The organism is Streptomyces sp. NPDC002446, from assembly GCF_053595675.1.
In genome coordinates, this window is the sequence record NZ_JBSFYC010000102.1 from 1 (window position 1) to 20181 (window position 20181).

Annotated in this window: 8 protein-coding genes and 1 rRNA gene; 6 read left to right on the top strand and 3 right to left on the bottom strand. The window is 70.3% G+C overall.

Translation table 11 applies throughout. The features are described 5' to 3' along the window. The 6 genes from rrf to ACWD6P_RS34110 all read left to right on the top strand — a co-directional run. Window positions 1-92 (top strand): 5S ribosomal RNA (gene rrf / locus ACWD6P_RS34085); the annotation flags it as partial. A 749-nt stretch (window positions 93-841) separates the two neighbouring features. Further along, window positions 842-1984, top strand: a complete 1143-nt coding sequence (locus ACWD6P_RS34090) for a hypothetical protein (protein WP_451448075.1) — start codon at window positions 842-844, stop codon at window positions 1982-1984. 503 nt (window positions 1985-2487) lie between these two features. Continuing rightward, entirely contained in the window at window positions 2488-3411 is a 924-nt protein-coding gene (locus ACWD6P_RS34095; RefSeq protein ID WP_451448076.1) for a hypothetical protein, read from the top strand. Beyond that, a complete protein-coding gene (locus tag ACWD6P_RS34100) occupies window positions 3408-7610 on the top strand; it encodes a caspase family protein (protein ID WP_451448077.1) in 4203 nt (1400 codons plus the stop codon). Before ACWD6P_RS34095 ends, ACWD6P_RS34100 begins: the two co-directional genes overlap by 4 nt. Window positions 7611-8330: 720 nt before the next feature. Further along, window positions 8331-10544 carry a hypothetical protein gene (locus ACWD6P_RS34105; RefSeq protein WP_451448078.1) on the top strand — a complete coding sequence of 738 codons (2214 nt, stop codon included), beginning with the start codon at window positions 8331-8333 and terminating at the stop codon, window positions 10542-10544. Between the two features lie 99 nt (window positions 10545-10643). Continuing rightward, the gene (locus ACWD6P_RS34110; RefSeq protein ID WP_451448079.1) at window positions 10644-16802 is read left to right on the top strand and encodes a hypothetical protein; all 6159 of its coding nucleotides are present in this window, start codon (window positions 10644-10646) and stop codon (window positions 16800-16802) included. Window positions 16803-17999: 1197 nt separating this feature from the next. Here the strand turns inward: ACWD6P_RS34110 and ACWD6P_RS34115 are convergent. From ACWD6P_RS34115 to ACWD6P_RS34125, 3 genes are all read right to left on the bottom strand, one after another. Continuing rightward, window positions 18000-18764 carry a GNAT family N-acetyltransferase gene (locus tag ACWD6P_RS34115; protein WP_451448080.1) on the bottom strand — a complete coding sequence of 255 codons (765 nt, stop codon included), beginning with the start codon at window positions 18762-18764 and terminating at the stop codon, window positions 18000-18002. Window positions 18765-19093: 329 nt separating this feature from the next. Further along, window positions 19094-19663, bottom strand: coding sequence for a nucleotide exchange factor GrpE (grpE, locus tag ACWD6P_RS34120; RefSeq protein ID WP_451448081.1), 570 nt, complete (start codon window positions 19661-19663; stop codon window positions 19094-19096). Further along, window positions 19660-20181: Hsp70 family protein (locus tag ACWD6P_RS34125; RefSeq protein WP_451448082.1), on the bottom strand; the 522-nt coding region annotated here is incomplete at its 5' end. The genes ACWD6P_RS34125 and grpE, both read right to left, overlap by 4 nt.

Here is a 20181-nt window from a genome sequence, read left to right on the forward strand (position 1 = left end):
CGCCCGGTTACATTCCGAACCCGGAAGCTAAGCCTTTCAGCGCCGATGGTACTGCAGGGGGGACCCTGTGGGAGAGTAGGACGCCGCCGAACAATATTTGTGGGAAGGCCCCGCACCGTATGGTGCGGGGCCTTTCTGCGCTCCGGATCCGTTCGCCCCCTTCCACGTGCCGGTCGCCTGCGTCGGCTCTACGGGTTCATCCGTCGAGGCCGTCGGAGTTGACCGGGCCGGATAGGAATTCTGGGCGTACAGATGGGCTCCTGAGGGCGCAGGGTGGCAGGCGCCCCGCCGCTAGGATTCGGCTCCGTTGCTTATGCCGCTACCACGCCGCTCTGCTAGATCCCCCCTGTCCTGCAAAGAGCCCTCCGCGAGGGCGGGCTGGACACAGTAGGGCAAGAGCGTCCCGGCAGGACTCGAAGTTGGGCCCAAGCGTTGAGAAGGCACGCGGTGGGGCGACACTAACGGCCCTCTGACCCGCGCTGCCACCGCTATCTGACGGAGAGTCGGCGCAACTTCCTGAGGTTTCGGGCAACTCGCCTGCTCTTCGAACTCGCCAGCGATGCAAGGCGGCAGACGCATCAGAATGGTGACTCGGTCGAATCGGTTCCTGCCTGGCCCGACCTGGTTCTGCGGCCGTAGTCACTGGTGTTCGCTGGCGCGCTGTGCACAGGGGGACGGAAGGTACGGGCGGTGGGCGCCGACGCGATCGATCACGACGAGATCACCGCCCGGGGCGCGGTCGCCTGCCGGTGCGACGGACGATGGCGGTTCCACGACGTGGACTACGTGAACGTTCGGACTCCGGCGCACGGAGTGGCCCTTCCATGCCAGGCTCGGACGGGTGACGTACGTAGTGACAGTGAACATCAGAATCCCGACGGGCACTTCGGAGATGGATCCGCTTCAGCGCGCTGGCGCGGGGGCGCTCTTTGAGGACGGGTTGGACTCGGTCGAGGGCATTGACGGCCCGGACGGCATGGAGGTCGACGTCCTCGACAGGATCGTGGCGGTGTACCCGGGCGGGGTGCTGATGAAGGTCTTCGTGGACGCTTCGGCTCTTGAGTTCGCTGAGGAGGCGGTACGGGCGGTCGTGGGCGAGCTGCTGGAGCGTTCCGAGCTGCTGGCCGACTGGACGGTCGACCGATGTGAGGTCGAGCTCCACCCTGAGGATGCCCGGGAGAGCCTGGCCGCCGCCGACGGCCCGGATGCCCCGCCTGCTGATCCGGAGGCCCGCAAGGCCCGGCATGCCGAGCGCCCGAAAGAAGGAGCGGACGCGCCCGAGTACGACGCGGAGGCGAAGGCCGCGGAGGTGCGTGCCCGGATGCTGGCCCTGGCGGGCGAACTGCGCTCCTTCCCGCCATTGATGTTCGGCGCACTCGACGATGACGGGACTGAGTACGAAGACGCCGACTGCGATTTCGCGATCTCGCAGGAGGACGCCAAACTCGCGGCAGGGGCCCTGGTGTACAGCACGGACATCTTGGTGGACGAGCTGTTCGAGGACGTGCAGGTCCTGGCTGAGGAGGACGCCACAGTCGCGGAGTGCAAGGGGCACCTGTGGCATCTGGAGGAATTGCCCGAGCGGTATGCCCTCCAATACGACGTACTGTTCGCCCGGCGCTTTCTGGTGACGGTCATCGCCATGACCACCCGTTTCACTGCCGGAAGCTTCCAGCAGTTGGGCTGCGTAGCCGAGGAGCTCGCGCTGAAGTTCCTGCTCGATTCAGCGACCGTCAGCCTCGACACCTTTGGCCTGCTCGACGACGGCGTAAAGGCGGCCCTCGACGTGTTCGCGGAGAACGTCTACGAGGACGCGGACTTCGAGTGGCTCTACGACGACTCGATGGACGGGATCGACGAGAGTCCCGTCGGAGAGGCCCTGGGCATCGCGCCCATGTCGATCGGCTCGTGGTTCACGCCATTCAACGAGGGGAGGTTTGTCCATCCCTACTCGGCGGACGAGCCCGAGGAGGCGGCACAGTGAAATGCTCGTAGGAGCACGGCACGTGCCACTGCTCAGCGAGCCGTGGTCAGGAGTCCCGGTACGAGGACGCAATGCCAGCGAGCGAGCCGATTCCTACTGGATCCCGATCGCCAATGGCTCGCCCCTCACGACCTCTGCCACGTTCACCGCACCGTAAGGGAGTACCCGGGCAGCAAGAAGGTGCTGATGGGCGAGCGCATGGGCCACATGGACCGTCGAGTACAGGCTCCGCGTCGACCTCAGCGTGCGCGCGGTCCACTGTCGTAGCAGGTGGGCTCTGTGGTCTTCCCTGGCCAGGCAGTCAGGTATCGAACCAAGACCACTCCGAGCTGCGTGCAATCGTTGATGCCCCCGGTGAGGACGAAGGCGAGCGGCAGTCGTATGCCAGGCGGATGCCGCACGCCAGTCGGACGAACGGCTCAGGAGGGAAGAGACTGCCCCGCCAGGGCGCCAGCCTCCGACTATGCTCGCGACAGGAGCACGGGACGCGCATGAGGGGGGCCATGAGCCGGGTCGTCGTGGTGCACGGGGTGGGGCGGCAACTCGACACCGCCGAGACTCTGCTGGCGGAGGTGGAGCCAGCGCTGCGCGGCGGGGTCGAACTCGCGCTACGCCGCGATCCCACACTCGAGCGACTGACGGACGGCGACATCGTCTGCGCCGGATATGGGGACCTTTACCGGCAGCCTGGCACGCGCGGCGAGCCGTACTATCGGGCGGAGGACGTAGAGCCCGGGTTCGAGGCCGAGCTGCTGGAGACCTGGTGGCGGGAGGCCGCCCGGCTGGATCCTCGTGTCCCCGGACCGGACACCGCCGGTCTGAACGGGATGAACTCCGGCGCCGCTGCCCGTGGCGCGGTCGGCCATCTCGCCTCCCGCCCCCTGTCTGTTGACCGGGTCCGCCGTGCCCTGAGTGCCCTCACCCGCACGCGATTCTTCGGTGCCGTCTCGGACCGGCTGCTCATCTCGGACCTCAAGCAGGTGCGTCGCTACTTCACCGAGCCTGAGCTGCGTGCCGCCGTATGGGCTCGGGCTGCGGAGCTGATCACGCCAGAGACCCGTGTGGTCGTAGGCCACTCGCTGGGCTCGGTAGTCGCGTACGAGGCGCTGTGTGCGCTACGGCCGGGACTGTCGCCGCTGACCCTGATCACCCTCGGCTCCCCGCTGGGTTTGGCAGGTCTGGTCTTCGACCGTCTGCAGCCCGCACCGCAACAGGACGGCACGGGTGTCTGGCCGGCCCCTGTCAAGCAATGGACTAACCTGGCCGACAGCGGTGACGTAGTCGCCCTCGTCCGTGAACTCGCGCCTCGGTTCGGGCCGGAAGTCCTGGACCTGCTCGTGGACAACGGCTCCGAGATGCACAGCATGCGCGCCTACCTAACGGCGGTGGAGACCGGGACGGCGATTGCCATGGGACTGGCGCGGTGACGCACGGCCCGGCGGCCGGGGCTTCTGCAACAGGCGCACCGAGCAGTCCGGCTGCTGACGGGCTCAACCGATACGTCTTCGCCTTCGGCACCGGCACGTTCACTGCCGATCCGCTCCTTGAAGATCTGCCCGGCGTGCCCGAGGACCTGCGGCGGATCAAGGCCCTCTTCTCCTCCCTCGGGTACGCGGAGATCCTCCCGGAGCTCGCCTTCGCACCCGATGCCCAGCAGGTGCGCGCCGGTCTGGAGGACTGGCTCAAGGAGGACGAGCGCTGTAATGAGGATGTGCTCGTCGTGTACTACGCCGGGCATGGCTTGCGCGACGACCGCCACCACCGGATCACCTGCCGCAACAGTCGTTACAACCGTGTGAGCACCACCCTCGCCTCTCGCGAGCTCGCGGACCTGTTGGCCGACACCCAGGTTGGGCACGTCCTGCTGCTGCTCGACACCTGTTACGCCGAACTGGGCGCGGCCGAGATCACAAACGTCACCGGCCAGTTGGTGGACTACCGGCCCCCGGGCGCCGACGGGCTGTGGCTCGTAGCCTCGGCTCGCTCTCGCGAGCTCGCGTACGACCATGCCTTCGTGACCGCCCTGGAGGCTGCGGTGCGCGCGGGCACGGCCGGAATGCGGCAGCGGTATCTGGACATCCCCACGGTGACCGACCAGGTCAACGACCATTTCCGAGAACATCGCCCGGACCAGTGCGCCAGCTATCACGCGGTATCCGGCCGGGCGGTCCCACCGTTCCTGCCCAACCCGAAGTACCGGCCCGGCCTGCCTGACGAGGCGATGGACGTGGAATCGCAGCGGGAGTGGACCGCGCATTTCGGTCCGCGGGGCCGCGGTGTGGAGTACGCGAGCGAGCCGGGCGACTGGTTCACCGGGCGCCTGCAGGCGCTGGCCACGCTGGCGGGCTGGCTGCGCGATCCCGTCCACGATGCCCGGGCGCGGGTGGTGACCGGAGATCCGGGATCCGGCAAGTCGGCCGTCCTGGGCCGGCTCCTCGCGCTGGCGCGCCCGGACCACCCGGAGGCGCCTGCGCACCTGCTGCCGCCGCTCGGTTCGGTCACGGTCTCCGTGCACGCACATGGCACCACCCTGGAAAGGCTCACTGCCCGGCTTGCCACCGCGCTGGATGTGGAAGCGGACAGCCCGCCGCAACTGCTGGCCCGGCTCGCCGAGTACGAGGGTCCCCAGCGGACCGTGCTGATCGACGCGCTGGAGGAGGCGGGTACGGGCGTCGGCGGGCGGGAACCTCAGCGCATTGCCCGTGAGTTGCTCCGGCCGATGTCCGTCCTGCACAACCTGCGCCTGCTGATCGGTACCCGGCGGACGATGGTCCCCGAGCTGGGCCGGGCCGTCGTGGTCGTCGACCTGGACACCGACGCGTACACCGGCCACGACGACATCGAGCAGTACGCGCGGCGCACGCTGGCCAGAATGCCCGGTGGGCTGACGGTGGCGGACCGGGAGGCTGTGGCTGTCGCGGTGGCCCGGCAGGCGGGCCGCTCCTTCCTGGTCGCCCGGATGACCGTACGGGCCCTGCTGCACGGGGACCTGACCCCCGACCTGTCCCGTCCGGGCTGGGAGGAGGAGCTGCCCTCGGAAGTCGGGCAGGCATTCGACGCCTATCTGGCCCGGTACGGTGAGGACGAGGAACGGGTACGGCGACTGCTGCGGCCCCTGGCGTACGCGGAGGGCTCCGGTCTGCCATGGGATTCGCTGTGGGCTTCGCTGGCGGCGGCCCTGTCGGGCGAGAAGTGCACCAATGACGACGTGGACTGGTTGTGGCGGCAGGCGGGTGCGTACGTGGTGGAGGTGCCGGCCGGTGAGGACCGGTCGGTGTTCCGGCTGTATCACGAGGCGCTGGCCGAGCACTTGCGCGATCCGCGGCGCAGCCGCGAAGACCAGCGCCGGATGACGGCTGAGCTGATCGCCTCGGTGCCGCCGCGGATCGACGGTGACGGCCCGGACTGGGAGCGCGCGCACCCGTACGTTCATGCTCACTTGGCGGGCCACGCGGCGGCCTCGGAGGACCTCGAACGCCTGCTGCAGGACCCGTGGTTTCTGGTGTATGCGGAACCGGACGGGTTGCTGGCCGCGATGGACGGGGTACGCGGCCGAGAGGCGCAGCGCGTCCGCACGATGTACCGAACCTCGGCCCATCTCTACCGCGATCTGTGGGTACGCGAACGGGCCCAGGTGTTGGCGGTGGACGCGGCCCGGTACCGGCTGGAGGAGTACCGGAAGAGGCTGGGGCGGAGGCTGGAGTGGGCGCCACGGTGGGCGACCGGGTCCCAGACGAGCACCCTGTTCCGGGGAGAGCTGAGCTCGACGTCCGGCCATCCGCTTGTCGCGGCGGAGCTGAAGGGAATGCCGGTCGTGCTCAGCGCACAGAGCGGGGGGCTGGTGCAGATCTGGGATCCGGCGCAGCAGCGCTGTGTGGCCACCCTGGACGGGCACACCCGCACAGTGTCGGCGATGGACTGCATCGAAGTGGATGGCGCCACGCTCGTCGTGACCGCATCCGACGACGGAACCGTGCGCGTCTGGGACCTCGCACGTACCACCGAACTCCGGAGGTTCGTGGTGCAGAGCGAGACCGAGATTGCCCGCAAGGCGGGTAAATCGCAGATGCGGACCGTGGTGGCTGGTCTGGCCTGCACCTGGGTCCAGGGCGAGGCACTGATCGTCGGTTGTGCCCCGGATGGTTCGGCCTGGACCCGAGAGCTGATGTCCGGCGAGGTCAGACGAATACTCTCGGGGCAATCTAGGGCAGGCGCATACCGCCTTTCGGTCCTCTGCCTGGAGACGCAGGGGGTGGCCACCGCTCTTGTCGGCTTGCCGTCCGGCCCGCTGCGGCGGTGGAACCTCGAGTCCGGAGAGTGGGACCACCTCCGCGACTCCGAGGATTGCGAGGCGGTGGCGAGTGTCGCCCAGGGTGGCCGCGAGTTCGTGTCCCTCGGCTCCCGCCAGGGGGAGCTTCAGTTCCGTGACCTGGCAGCGGACCTCGTCGTCTCTTCCTGTCGCGTCGGGTCCGGCTGGATCTCGGCCATCGCGTTCACCGAACTCGAAGGCCGCGCGGTCATGGTGCTGGGCTACGGGGACGGCTCGATGGAGCTGAGGGAACGGCCGAGTGGCCGGCTGCTCGCGCGGCTGAACGGCAATACGGACTGGGTGCGTTCCATCGTGATAACGAGAGTCGACGGTCGACCCGTGGCTGCCAGCTCCAGCACCTGCGGATCCATCCGACTGTGGAGCCTGGAAGAGCAAGGCGAGGCGGTTGAGGCTCCGGGCCATTCCAGCTTGGTGAGGGCAGTCACGTGCACTGTGCTGGACGGAGCCGCCGTTGCGGTATCGGCGAGCAGCGACCACACGGCACGGGTGTGGGAGGTGGCCTCCGGAAGGGCGCTGCAGTGCCTCGAAGGACATTCCGATTGGGTGGAAAGGGTGGCCTGTGCAACGGTCTCCGGCACACCGGTCGCCGTGACTGGTGGCAATGACGGCACCGTCCGGGTGTGGAATCTCGCGGACGGGTCAGAGACCGGAAGAGCCGAGGTAGAGCACTCGAAATTGCAATTGCTGGCCTGCGGGCACCTCGAAGGCGCTTCGGTCGCCTTGCTCGGGCAGAAAGGCTTTGGCAGGGCCAGGGCTGGCATTTGGAACCTGGAGAACCTGCAGATCAGCGGGGCCTTTGAGGTGGCCTCCTCCTACGCCCCGGCCTCGGCCTGGGGTCTCGTGGACGGCCGTCCCTTGGCCGTGATCGCGGCGGGCCAGCTGCGCGGGCAAGCCGAGCGGCAGACGGAACTTTGGGATCTCACCGACTGGACGCGGGTGGGCGACTTGAAGGGCCTGACCGATCAGATCAACGCCCTGGCCTGCGGCACCGACGGATGCGGCCCGGTGGCCTTGGCGGCCACGGCCAATAATGGCGCCCAGCTGTGGGATCTGCGGACCCGGCGGCTTCGTCACCGGCTCGGTGACGGCTGGGTGTCCGATGTGGAGCTCGGCCAGCTGGATGGGGTGCCGGTGGCCGTCACTGCCAACCGCTACACCGTGGGTATCTGGGACCTCGGCAACGGTACGCCCCTGCATGAGATCCGCATGCCCGTCGCTCCACGTGCCATCGCCTTCGCCCCCGGCGGTGAGCTCGTTGTCGGCGCCGGGTACGAAGTGATCGTCCTGGAGCGCTGAAGCGCACGGCACGTCAACCTGTGCGCCGCGCTGGCTCGTACGTGAGGGCCAACAGCAGCACACAGCTCGCGATGCCCAGGGCCGTCGTCTGGCAATGGCCGGCGAAGCGTCCTGGTAGTGGGCGGAGATACAGGCATGGGCCGGCTCCTGCGGCGTGGCGCCTCGGATGCGATACCGCCGCGCCGGACCTGGTACCCCAAGTCTGGAAGTGATTCGACCTGCCCCGTGCCGCTGACCGCACGAGCGCAGGGGGCAGGGCCGAGCCTGCAGGGAGCCTCAAGGAGGAGCGCGCGCCCGTTGTCCCGGCTTCGGACGAGAGGCCGGTGATTCGTGACGCTCGTTCGACGCTGCTCCTGGCGGAGCGTCAGGCGGATGGCGACGGCTCAGCGGTTGGATATCACTCCAGAGGCGGCGACCTCGGCCTGCTCAGATCCGTGCAGTGTGAGCGCGGTCTGGCGTCGGCGCGGGGGTGTGTTCGGCGTGAGCCGCTGCCCACCATCGCAAAGTGACGAAAGTGCCTCCGGAACGCCACGCGCAGGCATAGTCTGCGGGAATACCCGCACGCCAGGCTGGGGCGGCATGTAGTGCGGCGGAGGTGTCATGGGTGGGGACACGTATGTTTCAGGAGCGGTCGGCGAACGGCCGGAGGCGTCATCGGCGCGTCGCGACGGGACGGAGGTGCCTGACCCGTATGGCGACCGAGCCCTTCTGACCTCTGCCATGGCACGGGGCTACGACGCCGTACCCGACCAGGAACGAGATCGGCTGCTGCGCTATCTCGAAGCGGTTGTCGCGGCCCGCCCGGCGCCGGTGCACACCGCCGTCGCCTTCAACGCCGTGTACTTCGGTTACGACCTCGACGGCGACGGCTACGGCGGCAGCCCGCTGCGCCTCGATGACTTCCCGGTGATCACCTTTGGCGAGTGCGCTCCCGCGCTCCCGGTCGGTGCCATGGTGTGCGTCGCCACCGGATCGGACCCCCTCTACGCCGAGATCGTCTACCGGGAGGGGGCCCACCCGGAAGTGGGCGCCCTCGGCGACGTACCCGCTTGGGTGTCGGGGGCGCCCGCGGGTGCCGAGGGGCCGGGCAGACTGGGGAACGGCACCGCTCCACAGCGAAGGGAGCTGCTGGTCCCGGACCTCCACGCCTTCGGCCCGGCCCTGAGCCTGTCACCGGCCCAGCTCCATCGCTTACGCACGCGCCGACGCTGGATCAACCGGGACGGCCATGTCGTTGTCGACGTCTGCTACCCGTCCCGGGAAGCGGCCCGGCGCGACGACCTGACCGCGTATGCGGACCATCTCCTGACGACAGCGCGGGAGCAGTTGCTCAGTCCCTTCGTTCCCGTTTCTCTCGCTGAACTGGTGGGCGGCACACACGACGACGACCTGCGGGCGGGTCTGCTCGGTCTTCTCGACACAGTGCGAGGGGTCCTCAACTCCAGTGACAGGCTGCGCACATGGGGCCACTACGCCATGACCCGGACCTCTCTGGCGGATTGCTGGCGCGACACCGGCCCGCTGGGTGGCGACGATCTCAGGTCCCTCGCGGCAGCGGTGGAACACGCGGCCACCCCGGCGAGGCGGCGCTACGGCCTCACCTCTCCGGTCACCGTGTACACAGCGGTCGGACCCCGGCTTCGCGGGTTCCCCGGGGCAGCGGAACCGCTCAGGGGAGTGGGGTACGCGGCGGCGGTGTGCCGGGCGAATATCTCGCTCGCCGATGTCGTCCAACGGGGCAGTGACCAGGGCCGGTTCGAGAACGGCTCCCGGATCACACTCGACGACGCCTTCGAGGGTGGAGGCGTATGGCGGTCCCACCACCCCGGTGACTCGGAAATCTCCCGAGATCCTCTGGTTCCGGCCGGACGCGGTTGGACGTCCACGACATGTGCACCATGGGAGCCGGAGCCGGAGCCGGAGCCGGAGCCGGGAGCCGAGGTGGATCCGGTCGACCTGCCCATCGCCGACTATGCCTCCCTCGGTCCCAGCGAGCTCCTTCGGACCGACGCGAACGAGATCGTCTGGCGGTCGCCCCTGCGGCTGGCCCATCTCATCGACGGCTGGTTCCCCCTGCACCCGGACGTCGCGCGGGAACTTCGCCGTTCGCACGGCCGGCGCCCCCCATCACGTCTCGAACTCGACCACCCCGGCGGGGCGTTGGACGGAAGCGAGGCGGTTCAGGACGTCACCGCCGAACTCGGTGACCACACCGGCCGACTGACTTCAGTCACCTGGCCCCGCGACTTCTTCCCCGGCCTGATGCTCGAGCTGCGTTGGCCCCGTGGCGGGATACTGATCCGCGTTGCCACGACACGGCTCGAGGAACCGGTGCAGGTCGGCGACCGAGTGATCAGGCACTGCTTCGACCCCCGTGTTCTCACCCGGGAGGACGCTCCGGGCAGTGACCGCCACGGTGACACGGCAGCAGGGCTCGGCCCCCGGCAGCTGGTGATGCGCGCTGTGCGCCGTTGCGGGCTGCTCACCCTGGACGGCCATGCCCTGCTGGACCGTTCCGTCCTGCCGAGTGCGGCCTACGGGTGCCGGCCGGCCCGCTCACAGGCCGCCGCCCTGGAATCGGCGGTCGCGGAACTCCTCGCGCAACGGTTCCTGGAGCCGGCCCTCGGCAGCCGCGACGCCTGGGGGCAACCGCACTTCCCGGCACGCCACGGGGAGCCGACCATCCCTCTCATCGGCTACCGCCCCGCTCGACGCCGGGTGATACGCCCATGGGGCGGAACGGAGCCGGGTGGCGAGGGGCTGCGCGGTGTCCAGTTCGTCCCCGGCCATCTGCGCCGCCTGCGGCCGGGTTGCTCGCCCAGCAAGGCTCAGCGAGCGGCCTTTCGTGAGTACTGCCGCAGGCTCGGCAAGGCGGACGGCTGGGAACTGCCCGATGGGTACACGTTCGTCACCGAGCACACGCGCGGCCACTGATCCGTCACGGCTTTCCGGCACCCACGTTTCCCTTCAAAGCTCCTCGTCGTCGAGTGAGCCGATCCCGCAGAACCAGCCACAGAAACGGAGTACGCGTAGATGCAGGACCGCTACCGCGTTGTCACGGGGCCGCCGTTGTCCCCGCCGGGTGTCTCGGTCGAGGGCCTCGAAGGCCTGGCCGCCGAGCTCAACGCCTTGGAGCACCCGGCCGTCACCGCCCTGAACGACCTGACGGTCGGCACGGTGGAACTCGCCTTCAACTCCCTGCCGCCCAGGGACCGGCAGGAGTTGCTCGGCAGCCTGGGGATCCGCATGGCGGCGCCTCGACGGGCGGGCAGTGCCCTGTGCCGGGACGTTCTCGCCAGGCTGCGGCGCGAGTCACAGCAGCGCAAGTGCACCTGCAGGGTCAGGGAACTCACGGTCACCGTGATGAATCAGGTGGGCAGATTCGTCTTCGCGCAGGATGGAGAGACGGTTTCCGACCCGGTTTCCCGGTGGGGAGCGACGCTGGTCCGGACCACGGTGTTCGCATGGTGCAACGCCTCCGTCGCCGACGCCTGCGTCCTTGCCTGGGCAGCGGACCAGGACTGGTTCGCTGCGACGGCCGACGAGAAGGAGGCGGTACGACTCGCCGCTGTGGGCAGAGCGGCGCGGTCCGTTGTGTCGGCGCACCCCGGCTTCGCTCCCGGCGCATCGGAAGACCAGGAGCTGCCACGCGCGGGCGACGGGAAGTGTGAGCCCGCTGCCGTCGCCGACCGGCCGGGCACGAACGCCCATGCGCCGGAGACCGCAGCACCGGATCTTGCCACCTTGAACGACGTGCCCGCGACGGGGCCCGAAGGCTCCCGGACCGAGAAGGTGACGGATCCGGAGGCGGTCTGCCGACAACTGGAGTCGGCCGTGGCGGAAGCCCGGCAAGCCGCAGAGAAGGTGACCGGGGCGGTTGCGGACGGCTGCCCGCCGCAGGACGAGGATCTGGCTCCGCTAGCCGCACTGGGCGCCGTCTTCGACAGCGCCGACGCGGTGTTCCGTGCGGCGGGCATTGAGGGAGTGCCCCGCCGCCTGCAGGACATGTCCCGCGCTGTACAGGCGCACCGGGCGGCACGCGAACGCGACCTGCAGGCACGGGAGACTCTGCGGGAACTGATGGACGTCGCATGCCGTCCGGTCAGCCCCGCCGCCTCTGCCGCCGAGGCCGTGCGAGGCGCAGCCCGCCGCCTGCTGGACACACCCGTGTGGGAGGAGACGCAACGGCAGGAAAGTACTGCGCTCGCAGCCTTGGGGCGGCTCATCCGGTTGGGGCGGCAGGCGGACGCCGCCACGGAGATCCTGGCCCTGCAGGAGCAGATCGTGCGTGTGCTGCCCGCGTGTGCCATGGCGGCGGTCATGGCCCCCGAACTGACGTTGGCGCAGCCGGAGGACGCCTGTCGCGGAGCCGTTGGGGCAGAGGCGGACGGCACCGAGCCCACGAGAGATACGGCCACCGTGGAACAGGGTGCCGTCCCGCCCGCCGGGCGCAGGGAGCCGACCGAGCAGACAGAAGAGAAGACGGGGGAGACCGCCGCCGGCCACCCCACCGAGGGGACCGTCCACCATCCGGCACCGGAACCGGAAGCCGCCGCACACGCACGGGAGACAGCCTCCGTTCCGCCCCGCGCCGCCGACGCACCGGCCGCGATACCCGCTGTCGGCGACCCGGAACCGTCCACGGACCCGGACGCCGGCTCGCCGGCTCAAGCGGCCGGACCGACGCTCACTCCGGTCGCGCCGCACGGCGGAGCCACATCAGCCCCGGAAACGGCTGCGGACTTGTCCTCGTCCGAGGACGAGGACGAGGATCCCGACGTGGCCGCAGCCGAGCGGGCCCTGGCGCGGCTGGTCGTGGAACGGCGCTTCGGACTCGCCCACCATGTGGCGAACGCCGCCGGCCGGCCCGAGCCGCAAGTGGTGGCGCTCCGGCTGGCTGGTGCGGCCGCGCTGCTCACCTCCGGTGACAGTCAACGTGCCCGGCTGACCGCGGACCTGCTCCAGCAGTACGGCGGATACGCGGGCCGTGACGCCGAGGGCAGCGAACTCCTCCTGCTGCCCGCTCTGCTTCGTACGGCGCTGATCACTGGCGACCATCTGGCGGGCGCACAGCTCAAGGCGCTGGTGTCCCGGCTGCCGGACCGGCTCGGGGAGGCGGCGACCGCTGTGGCCGACCGTGCCCTCAGCGGTGCCCTGATGATCGCCTCCCCCCTGGTCGTCACTTCCGACGTCTTCGAGACGGAGGCCCGGCTGCGGGACCTGCGCGAGCTGTGCCGTGCCCTGCTCGCGCCGCCAAGGCTGCGGTTCGCGCGGGCGACGGAGATCGCCAAGCGGTGGCTGGCCCCCGACGACGGCATGCTCGGAGTGCTGATCACGACCGTCGTTCGCGACGACCGCGATGCGGTACCGCAGGCGCGGGAGCAGGCCGAACGCCTGTCGAAGCTCACCGAGATCAACAACGAGATCGACCGCATGGACCGCAAGCACCGCTCGTCCAGCGGCAAACCGCTCCAGGGCTCCGGACGGCACGACCTTGTGCATCTCGTGGAGCGAGCCGCCGACCTGGTCAAGGAGTGGTGCCTGGCGGTCGACGGCATCCGGCGCAGCGACCGCTCCGACGGCAACCGGGCGGTCAAGGAGATCTCCTCGCTGCGCCAGTCCCTGCTGGACGGCAAGGAGGCGGTACTGGCTGAACTGGAGCAGCTGGCACGGCGCTCGGAGGCCTTCGCCGCCGCGACGGCGTGGGCGGCCCGCGCCTCGATGGAGGAGCTGTTCGCTCTGCTGGCCGGTGACACCGCGACCACGCGCCCCGGCGGTTCCATCGCCCCGGAACTCCTGCTGGACGCGGAACTGCTGAAGGTGTGCGACACCCGTGACGAGCGGCCGTCGCTCGACCGGCTCCTCACCGCGGTCGACCGGAGCTGGCAGGACGCCCTCGCTGAACGGCTCGCCCACGACGCCTTCGACGCGGCCCGTACCGTCGTTGAGCTGGCCGGACGCGGGGTGCTGCCCGCCGCACAGGCCGGGAAGTTCACCCCGCCCGCGCTCGCCGGGATAGAGGAGCGGGAGGCCACGCGGCGCGCGGAGCTGCGCCAGGAACACGACGAACTCGTCGCCGAGCTACACCGCGCGCAGGCCGACGGCGCCGTGACCGACGACCAGGACCTGCACCTCCAGGAGCTGCTGGCCGACGCCCGCGGCCGGCTCGAAGGCGCCGACACGCACGACCTGATCGACGTACGGCGGGCGCTCGACACCGTACGGCGCGACCTGCCCGCCTTCCGGCAGCAGGCCGCCGACCGTATCCGGGCCCGGCTCGACGCCCTGGACCTCACCACGGAGGAGCGCTCTCAGGTTCTGCGGCACCTGGACACCGGCGGCCTGGCCACCGCCGCCGATCTCGTCTACTTCCTGGAGATCGGCGAACCCGTCCCGGAGATCGAGACCGGCGAAGCCCACCTGACCGAGTTCTTCCCGGCCGTGCCCGATGGCCTGCCAGGGGGCATTGACCGCGGTCTCGTCGACGTCGTCCGGTCCGGCGGTAAGCACCCGATGCTCCCGGTCCTGGACTACGGCGCTCTCTCTACCGACGAGGCGGCACTGGCGGCCGACGCCCTCGACGCATGGCGGGAGCTGGGCGCGACCGAACCGAAGGACCGGCTCGAGGTGTCCGCGAAGAGGCAGCTGCTCCCGGCCCTCAAACTCCTCGGCTACGACGCAAAGACCGCTAGGCCCCTCGACGAGCGGTCGCCGCACCGGCGCGAGTACCGCTTTTTCGAGGTAACCGAGGTGGAGATCAACGGCAGGGCGAAGGCGCCTGCATTCGGCTCTCAGACCAGGGAGCAGGGCGGCAGCCTCCGCGTGCTGATGGTCTGGGGCCGCCCGCCCGCCAAGGTCGTCATGAGCCTGACGGAGCGCGACACCAGCGGCGCGAGCCTCCTGGTCGCCTACTTCGGCACGCTGGGCCGCGAGGCCCGCGTCGAACTCGCCGTCGGCTCCGAGCGGTTGCAGCCGCTGCTGGTCGTGGACGACGCCGCCCTCGCCTATCTCGCGGCCCGGGGAAATCGCCAGGTAAGCACGGCCACGCAGACACTCCTGCCGTTCTCCGGCGTCAACCCCTACATCAGGGAGAAGCGAGGCCGGATCGGCGGCGAGATGTTCTACGGTCGTGACGCCGAACGCAAGAGCATCCTCGATCCGCGCGGCACCCAGGTGATCTTCGGCGGTCGCGGCCTGGGCAAGTCGGCACTGCTCGCTGACGCCGGGGAGCGGTTCACGGAGCAACGCCCCGGCTACCACGAGGCGGTGTACGTGAACCTCGACCAGGAGAACATCGGCAAGGGCAGCTCGCTGGGACCAGAGGCGCTGTGGAGCGTCCTGGACCGGGAGCTGACCGAGGCACAGGTGCTGGGCCGGCCGCAAGGCCGCAAGTCGCGGCAGGACATCTCCGAACGGGTGCGCGTCGGCATCCGGGCCTGGCTCGACGGGGACTCGCGCCGCCGTCTGCTGATCCTGCTCGACGAATGCGATCAGTTCTTCGAGGCGGACGCCCCGCGCTTCGATCAGACCAAGAAGCTCAAGGGCCTCGGCTCCGACACCAAGGACCGCGCCAAGGTCGTCTTCGCCGGCCTGCACTCCGTGCAGCGGTTCTCCAAGCTCGCGAGCAACGGGCCGTTCGGCCACCTCGCGCAGACGCCGAAGGTGATCGGTCCGCTCGCTCCCCAGTTCGCCGCCGAACTACTGGTCGAGCCGATGCGGGCACTCGGCTTCGAGTTTCAGGACATGGACCTCGTCAACCGGGTGCTCGGCTACTGCTCCTACCAGCCGTTCCTGTTGCAGATGTTCGGTCACCGGCTGGTCGAGCTGATGCACCGCAAGCGGGAGCGGCGCGGAGCCGAGGGACCCCCTTACCTCGTTGAGGTCGCCGACATCGAGGTCGTGGAGTCGGACGCCGGGCTCAGGAACGGCATCTCGGCGGCTTTCAAGGACACGCTGAGCCTCGACCACCGCTACGACGTGATCGCCAACGTGCTGGCGCACCATGCCCGCTGCCGCGGCCTGGAAGTACGGCTGAGCGACACCGAGCTGCGCGAGGAGTGCGAGACGTTCTGGCGCCAGGGCTTCGAGCAGCTCGACACCGAGGGGTTCCGCGCCTATCTCTCCGAAATGGTGGGCCTTGGCATCCTCGCGCCCAACCACGACGGCCAGGGCTGGCATCTGCGCGGCCCGAACGCCCTGCGCATGATCGGCACCTCCCACGAGGTGGATGCCCGTCTGCTCAGGGCCGAACAGGACTGCGAACTCCAGGAGAGCATCGTGCAGGAGGGCCGTCCCGAGTTGCCCGACGGCCGGCCGGCGCCGCTCACCATCACCCAGCTGGACGATCTGCTCGGCGAGCGGTCCAATCAGACGAGGGTCGTCCTCGGCACGTCCGCCACCGGCGTCACCGACGTCGGCGACACCCTGCGGACGATCGCCGGGCGCATCGCCGACTGGACGCTGCCGCCCGTCGGCAGGCCCAGCGTCTACAAGCAGGAACTCACCGGCGGGCGCCCACGGGAACGGCGCGTCGTCATCAGCGACTTCGTCAACTACCGGGACCCAGTACGGCCCGAGACCTGTCGGGAGGCAGTTGACCTGGCCGAGACGCTGCTGCCCGAGACCCCGGGGGTGACCCGAGCGGTGGTCCTCGTCACCGATCCGACTCAGCTTGCGCTGTGGCGCACCCTGCTGATGGGCGCGGAGCTCACGTCGGCTGCCCCCGTGGTGCTGCGCCGCCACGATCGCCGCAGTCTGCGTGGCTGGGCCCAGCGTGTCGAGATGTTCCACACGGAGGACCGCCTGGACCGTCTCCATGAGTTGACCAGCGGCTGGCCGCTCCTGGTCGGCCGGGCACACCGCCTGCACAGCGAACTGGGCGACCCCGACGAGGTACTGCGCCGTCTGGCCGGGCTGCGCACGGACCGGGCCGAGGCCGGTGCTTTCGCCGAGGCGACCGGGGTGTACGCGGACCCGCTGCTCGCGACCGGATACCGGGCCATCGAAGATGAGTTCGGGGAGGGCTCGTTCGACCTGGAGAGTGCGGTGACCGCCGTGGCGGTCCGGATCGAGGACGAGGATGAGGCCCGCTGGATCGTCAGCTCTCTCGACGTCCTCCAAGTGTTCGACCGCGAGGAAACCCAGCTGCGCCTGGAGCCACTGCTCCGCCAGTGCGTGGCGCTCCGCGCGTGACAACGGGTGACACCGTGCCGGCCGCCCGCATTGCCGGGCGGCCGGTCACGCTTCACGGCTCCCTTGCCGGTAGCCGACCGGGCATGGCGAGGCGCCAACCTTGGCTGCCTGGTCGAGGATCGCCTGGATGGTGCGGTAACTGAGGGCCACTTGCGAGGAGCGGCCGCGGACGTCTGCGCCTCGTCGCCCCCGAATGTGGTGATAGCAGTGGCGGAGGTAGCACAGGCCGGAGCTGCTGTCGTCGACGTAGATCAGGTCGCCGCCGAAGTGCTCCTCGCGCTCGGCACGGATCTGGATCTCGCGGGCCTGCTCCGTCTCGTAGCAGGCGTCGTGTTCACGACGCGACGGCGCATCAGACGCTCTCGCGCGCGAAGGCCGCGGTCAACAACATCGGCTGAACCAGCCCGGCGCATCGGGAGGAGAAGCAACCCTTCGCGGTGCGCTGACGGGCTGCCGGCCGTCGGGGGACGGCGCCACGCGGGGTCGTGGCGGCGGTGCGAAATGCAACTGGCAGGACCCGGCGTGAAGGTCAAGACCGCGATTCTCGACATCGGCGATGTCAAGGGTGCGGTGACAGAGTCAACCTTGAAGAACGTTCAGAGGGCTGCGGATCGGACTCACCGTATCTCCTGACCCGGTTGATACCTCGGCGGAATTGTCGGTTCACCACGACGTATGGGGTCCATGCGACTTCCGGGGGAGGCCGCATCCCGCCGTGCAGGCACGCAATGCCCCACGCCTGGCAGCAGCGCTGGGCGGGCTGGACAGCATGCTGGGAGTCGCCGGCGAGCCTGGTGACTCCCACCTATTTCGGGGTTGCTGAAGGGCATGCGATCAAGATCCCCGGCTGTGTGCGTTCCGCTGTGCGCCTCCCCCGGCTAGGTGCCTTCCCCGGATGGTGACAGGCGCGGTGAGCAGCCCGACGATCGCGTCGGTCGGGGCATCGGCCGTGCGGTCCCAGGAGGAGTGCAGGGGGTGCCCTACCAGGGGGGCAGTCATGACCTGGACGGCGTGGCGGGCGTGCCAGGGCCGACTTAGTGCCGATGTGACAGGCCGGGCAGGAACACCGCGGTGATCGCCGCGGCCGAGGACGGGCCGTGGGGGACCGATCGTCCGAGACCGATCGTCGGAGGCCGATCGTCGGAGACCGACCTCTCCGGCGGAGTCCCCTCCGTCCCCTCCGCTGCCCCCGTAGCCTCAGGCCGCCGCGATGCGGGCGGCCACGCAGGGGTCCTCGTTGCGGTAGCCGAGGCGGGTGTAGAGGCGTTCGGCGGGGGCGTTGTCGGCGAGTTGCCACAGGGTGCAGAAGCCGTGCCGGCGGACGGCGAGCCGGGTCAGCCAGGCGGTCAGTGCGGCGCCCAGGCCCTGGCCGCGCAGGGCGGCGTCGGTGGCGACCGAGGCCATCAGCGGGGCGCCGCTGTCCCGCAGGCTGCTCAGGGCGCCGCAGGCCACCAGCCGGCCGTCGGCCTCGTCGCGGATGCCGGCCCACAGGCTGACGTCGCTGGAGCCCGGTCCGGTCGAGTGCGCCGGGCTGTGCTCGTTGAGGAAGGCGACGAGCTCGTCGTGGTGGCTCTCGTCGAAGGCGGTCACCCGCTCCTCTCCCCGTTGGACGGGCGGCTCCTCCAGCGTCCAGCGGAAGACCCACTCGACGGCGTCGGTGACCGTCAGATGGCGGCCGACCAGGGCGTCGGTGCCGCGGGGGCCGGTGAACTCCCGTACGCCGTCGGGCAGCCCGTGCGCGGCGCGCAGGACCAGACCGGCGGCGGCGTCCGGTTCGCCGACGCTCCATATGTGGCCGCGGGCGCCGTCGAGCCAGGCGGCGGCGCCGTCGCCGGACCAGCTGAGACGGCCGGCCGGGCGCGGCCGCGCGGCGCCGAAACGCAGCAGGGCTGAGCCGGTCTGCAGCTCCAGGCCCTGGTCGAAGAGGTCGGCGGTCCGGGGGAGGAGGGTCGTTGGCTGCATGCTCTCTGAGAAGGACGTGAGGGGCTTGTGGGGACGTATGGGGGATGGGGGACCAGGGGACGGGCGGCGGTCCGGACGCGTCCGGGCCAGGGGTGGGGACCGCTCGCGGGACCGCTCCGCACCCCGTACTCCGCCGGCGGTGGCCGGGACCGGCCGACCGGGCCGACCACTTTCGCATACCGCCCCTGGCCCGGGGCAAATGCGCGGCCCGCGCGACGGGCCGGGGGCGGGTGCGCCGGGCGGGCCGGGATGCGCCGCGGGCGGCTCCGGAAGGCCTCACCATGCCCTGGTGCGGGGCGAGTTGCCGTCGCGCACCAGGGCGGCCGCGGCTACTCCGGCGGTTCGGTGACGGCCACCTCGGCGGGGCGCAGGAGCTGGCCGCCGACCCGGTAGCCCTGGCGGAAGACCGCGGCGCAGGTGGCGCAGCCGACCTGGTCGCTGGAGGTGCAGGTCACGGCCTCGTGGACGACCGGGTCGAAGGGGGCGCCCGGTGCGCCGACGGGCTGCAGGCCCAGCGCCGCCAGCTCGGCCTCCAGGGTGTCGGCGACGCGCTGGAGGCCGCCGGTCACCTCTCCCCGTTCGGTGGCCTCGGCGAGGGCGTCGAGCACGGGGAGCAGCCGGCGCAGCACATTGGCCACGGCGATCTCGGCGACCGCCTGGCGGTCGCGGCGGACCCGCTTGCGGTAGTTGTCGTACTCGGCCTTCAGCCGTTGCAGGTCGGCCGTGCGCTCGCCCAGTTCGGCGCGGAGCACCGCCTCGGGCGGCGTCGGCGTACCGGTGCCGGTGCGCTCCTTCGCGGGGGTACGGGCGGGGAGCACGGCGGGGCTGTCCTGCGGCCCGCGTCCGACGAGTGCCAGCTGCGGGCGGGCAGGGCCACGGACGTGGGGCGGGCGGTTCATCGGGGGCCTCCCTCCTGCTTGTCGTCGTCGACGATCTCGGCGTCCACGACGTCCTCCTCGGACTTGGCCTGCTCGCCGGCGGCGGTGCCCCCGCTGCCGCCCGCGGCGGCCTGCGCGGCCTGGGCGTCGGCGTACATGGCCTGGCCGAGCTTCTGGGAGACGGCCGCGACCTTCTCGGTGGCGGTGCGGATCGCCGCGGTGTTGTCGCCCTCCGCGGACTCGCCCTTGAGCTTCTCCTTCAGCTCGCCCACGGCCTCCTCGACCTCGGTCTTGATGTCGCCGGGGACCTTGTCCTGGTTGTCCTTGAGGAACTTCTCGGTCTGGTAGACCAGCTGCTCGCCCTGGTTGCGGGTCTCGGCGGCCTCGCGCCGTCGGTGGTCCTCCTCGGCGTACTGCTCGGCGTCGCGGACCATCCGGTCGATGTCGTCCTTCGGCAGCGAGGAGCCGCCGGTGACGGTCATCTTCTGCTCCTTGCCCGTGCCCAGGTCCTTCGCGGTCACGTGCATGATGCCGTTGGC

Excerpts from the sequence above, each read along its gene's own strand:
- ACWD6P_RS34105 (WP_451448078.1), top strand. The coding sequence starts at position 8,331 with ATGGCACGGGGCTACGACGCCGTACCCGACCAGGAACGAGATCGGCTG.
- ACWD6P_RS34095 (WP_451448076.1), top strand. The coding sequence starts at position 2,488 with ATGAGCCGGGTCGTCGTGGTGCACGGGGTGGGGCGGCAACTCGACACC.
- ACWD6P_RS34110 (WP_451448079.1), top strand. The coding sequence starts at position 10,644 with ATGCAGGACCGCTACCGCGTTGTCACGGGGCCGCCGTTGTCCCCGCCG.
- ACWD6P_RS34115 (WP_451448080.1), bottom strand. The coding sequence starts at position 18,764 with ATGCAGCCAACGACCCTCCTCCCCCGGACCGCCGACCTCTTCGACCAG.
- grpE (WP_451448081.1), bottom strand. The coding sequence starts at position 19,663 with ATGAACCGCCCGCCCCACGTCCGTGGCCCTGCCCGCCCGCAGCTGGCA.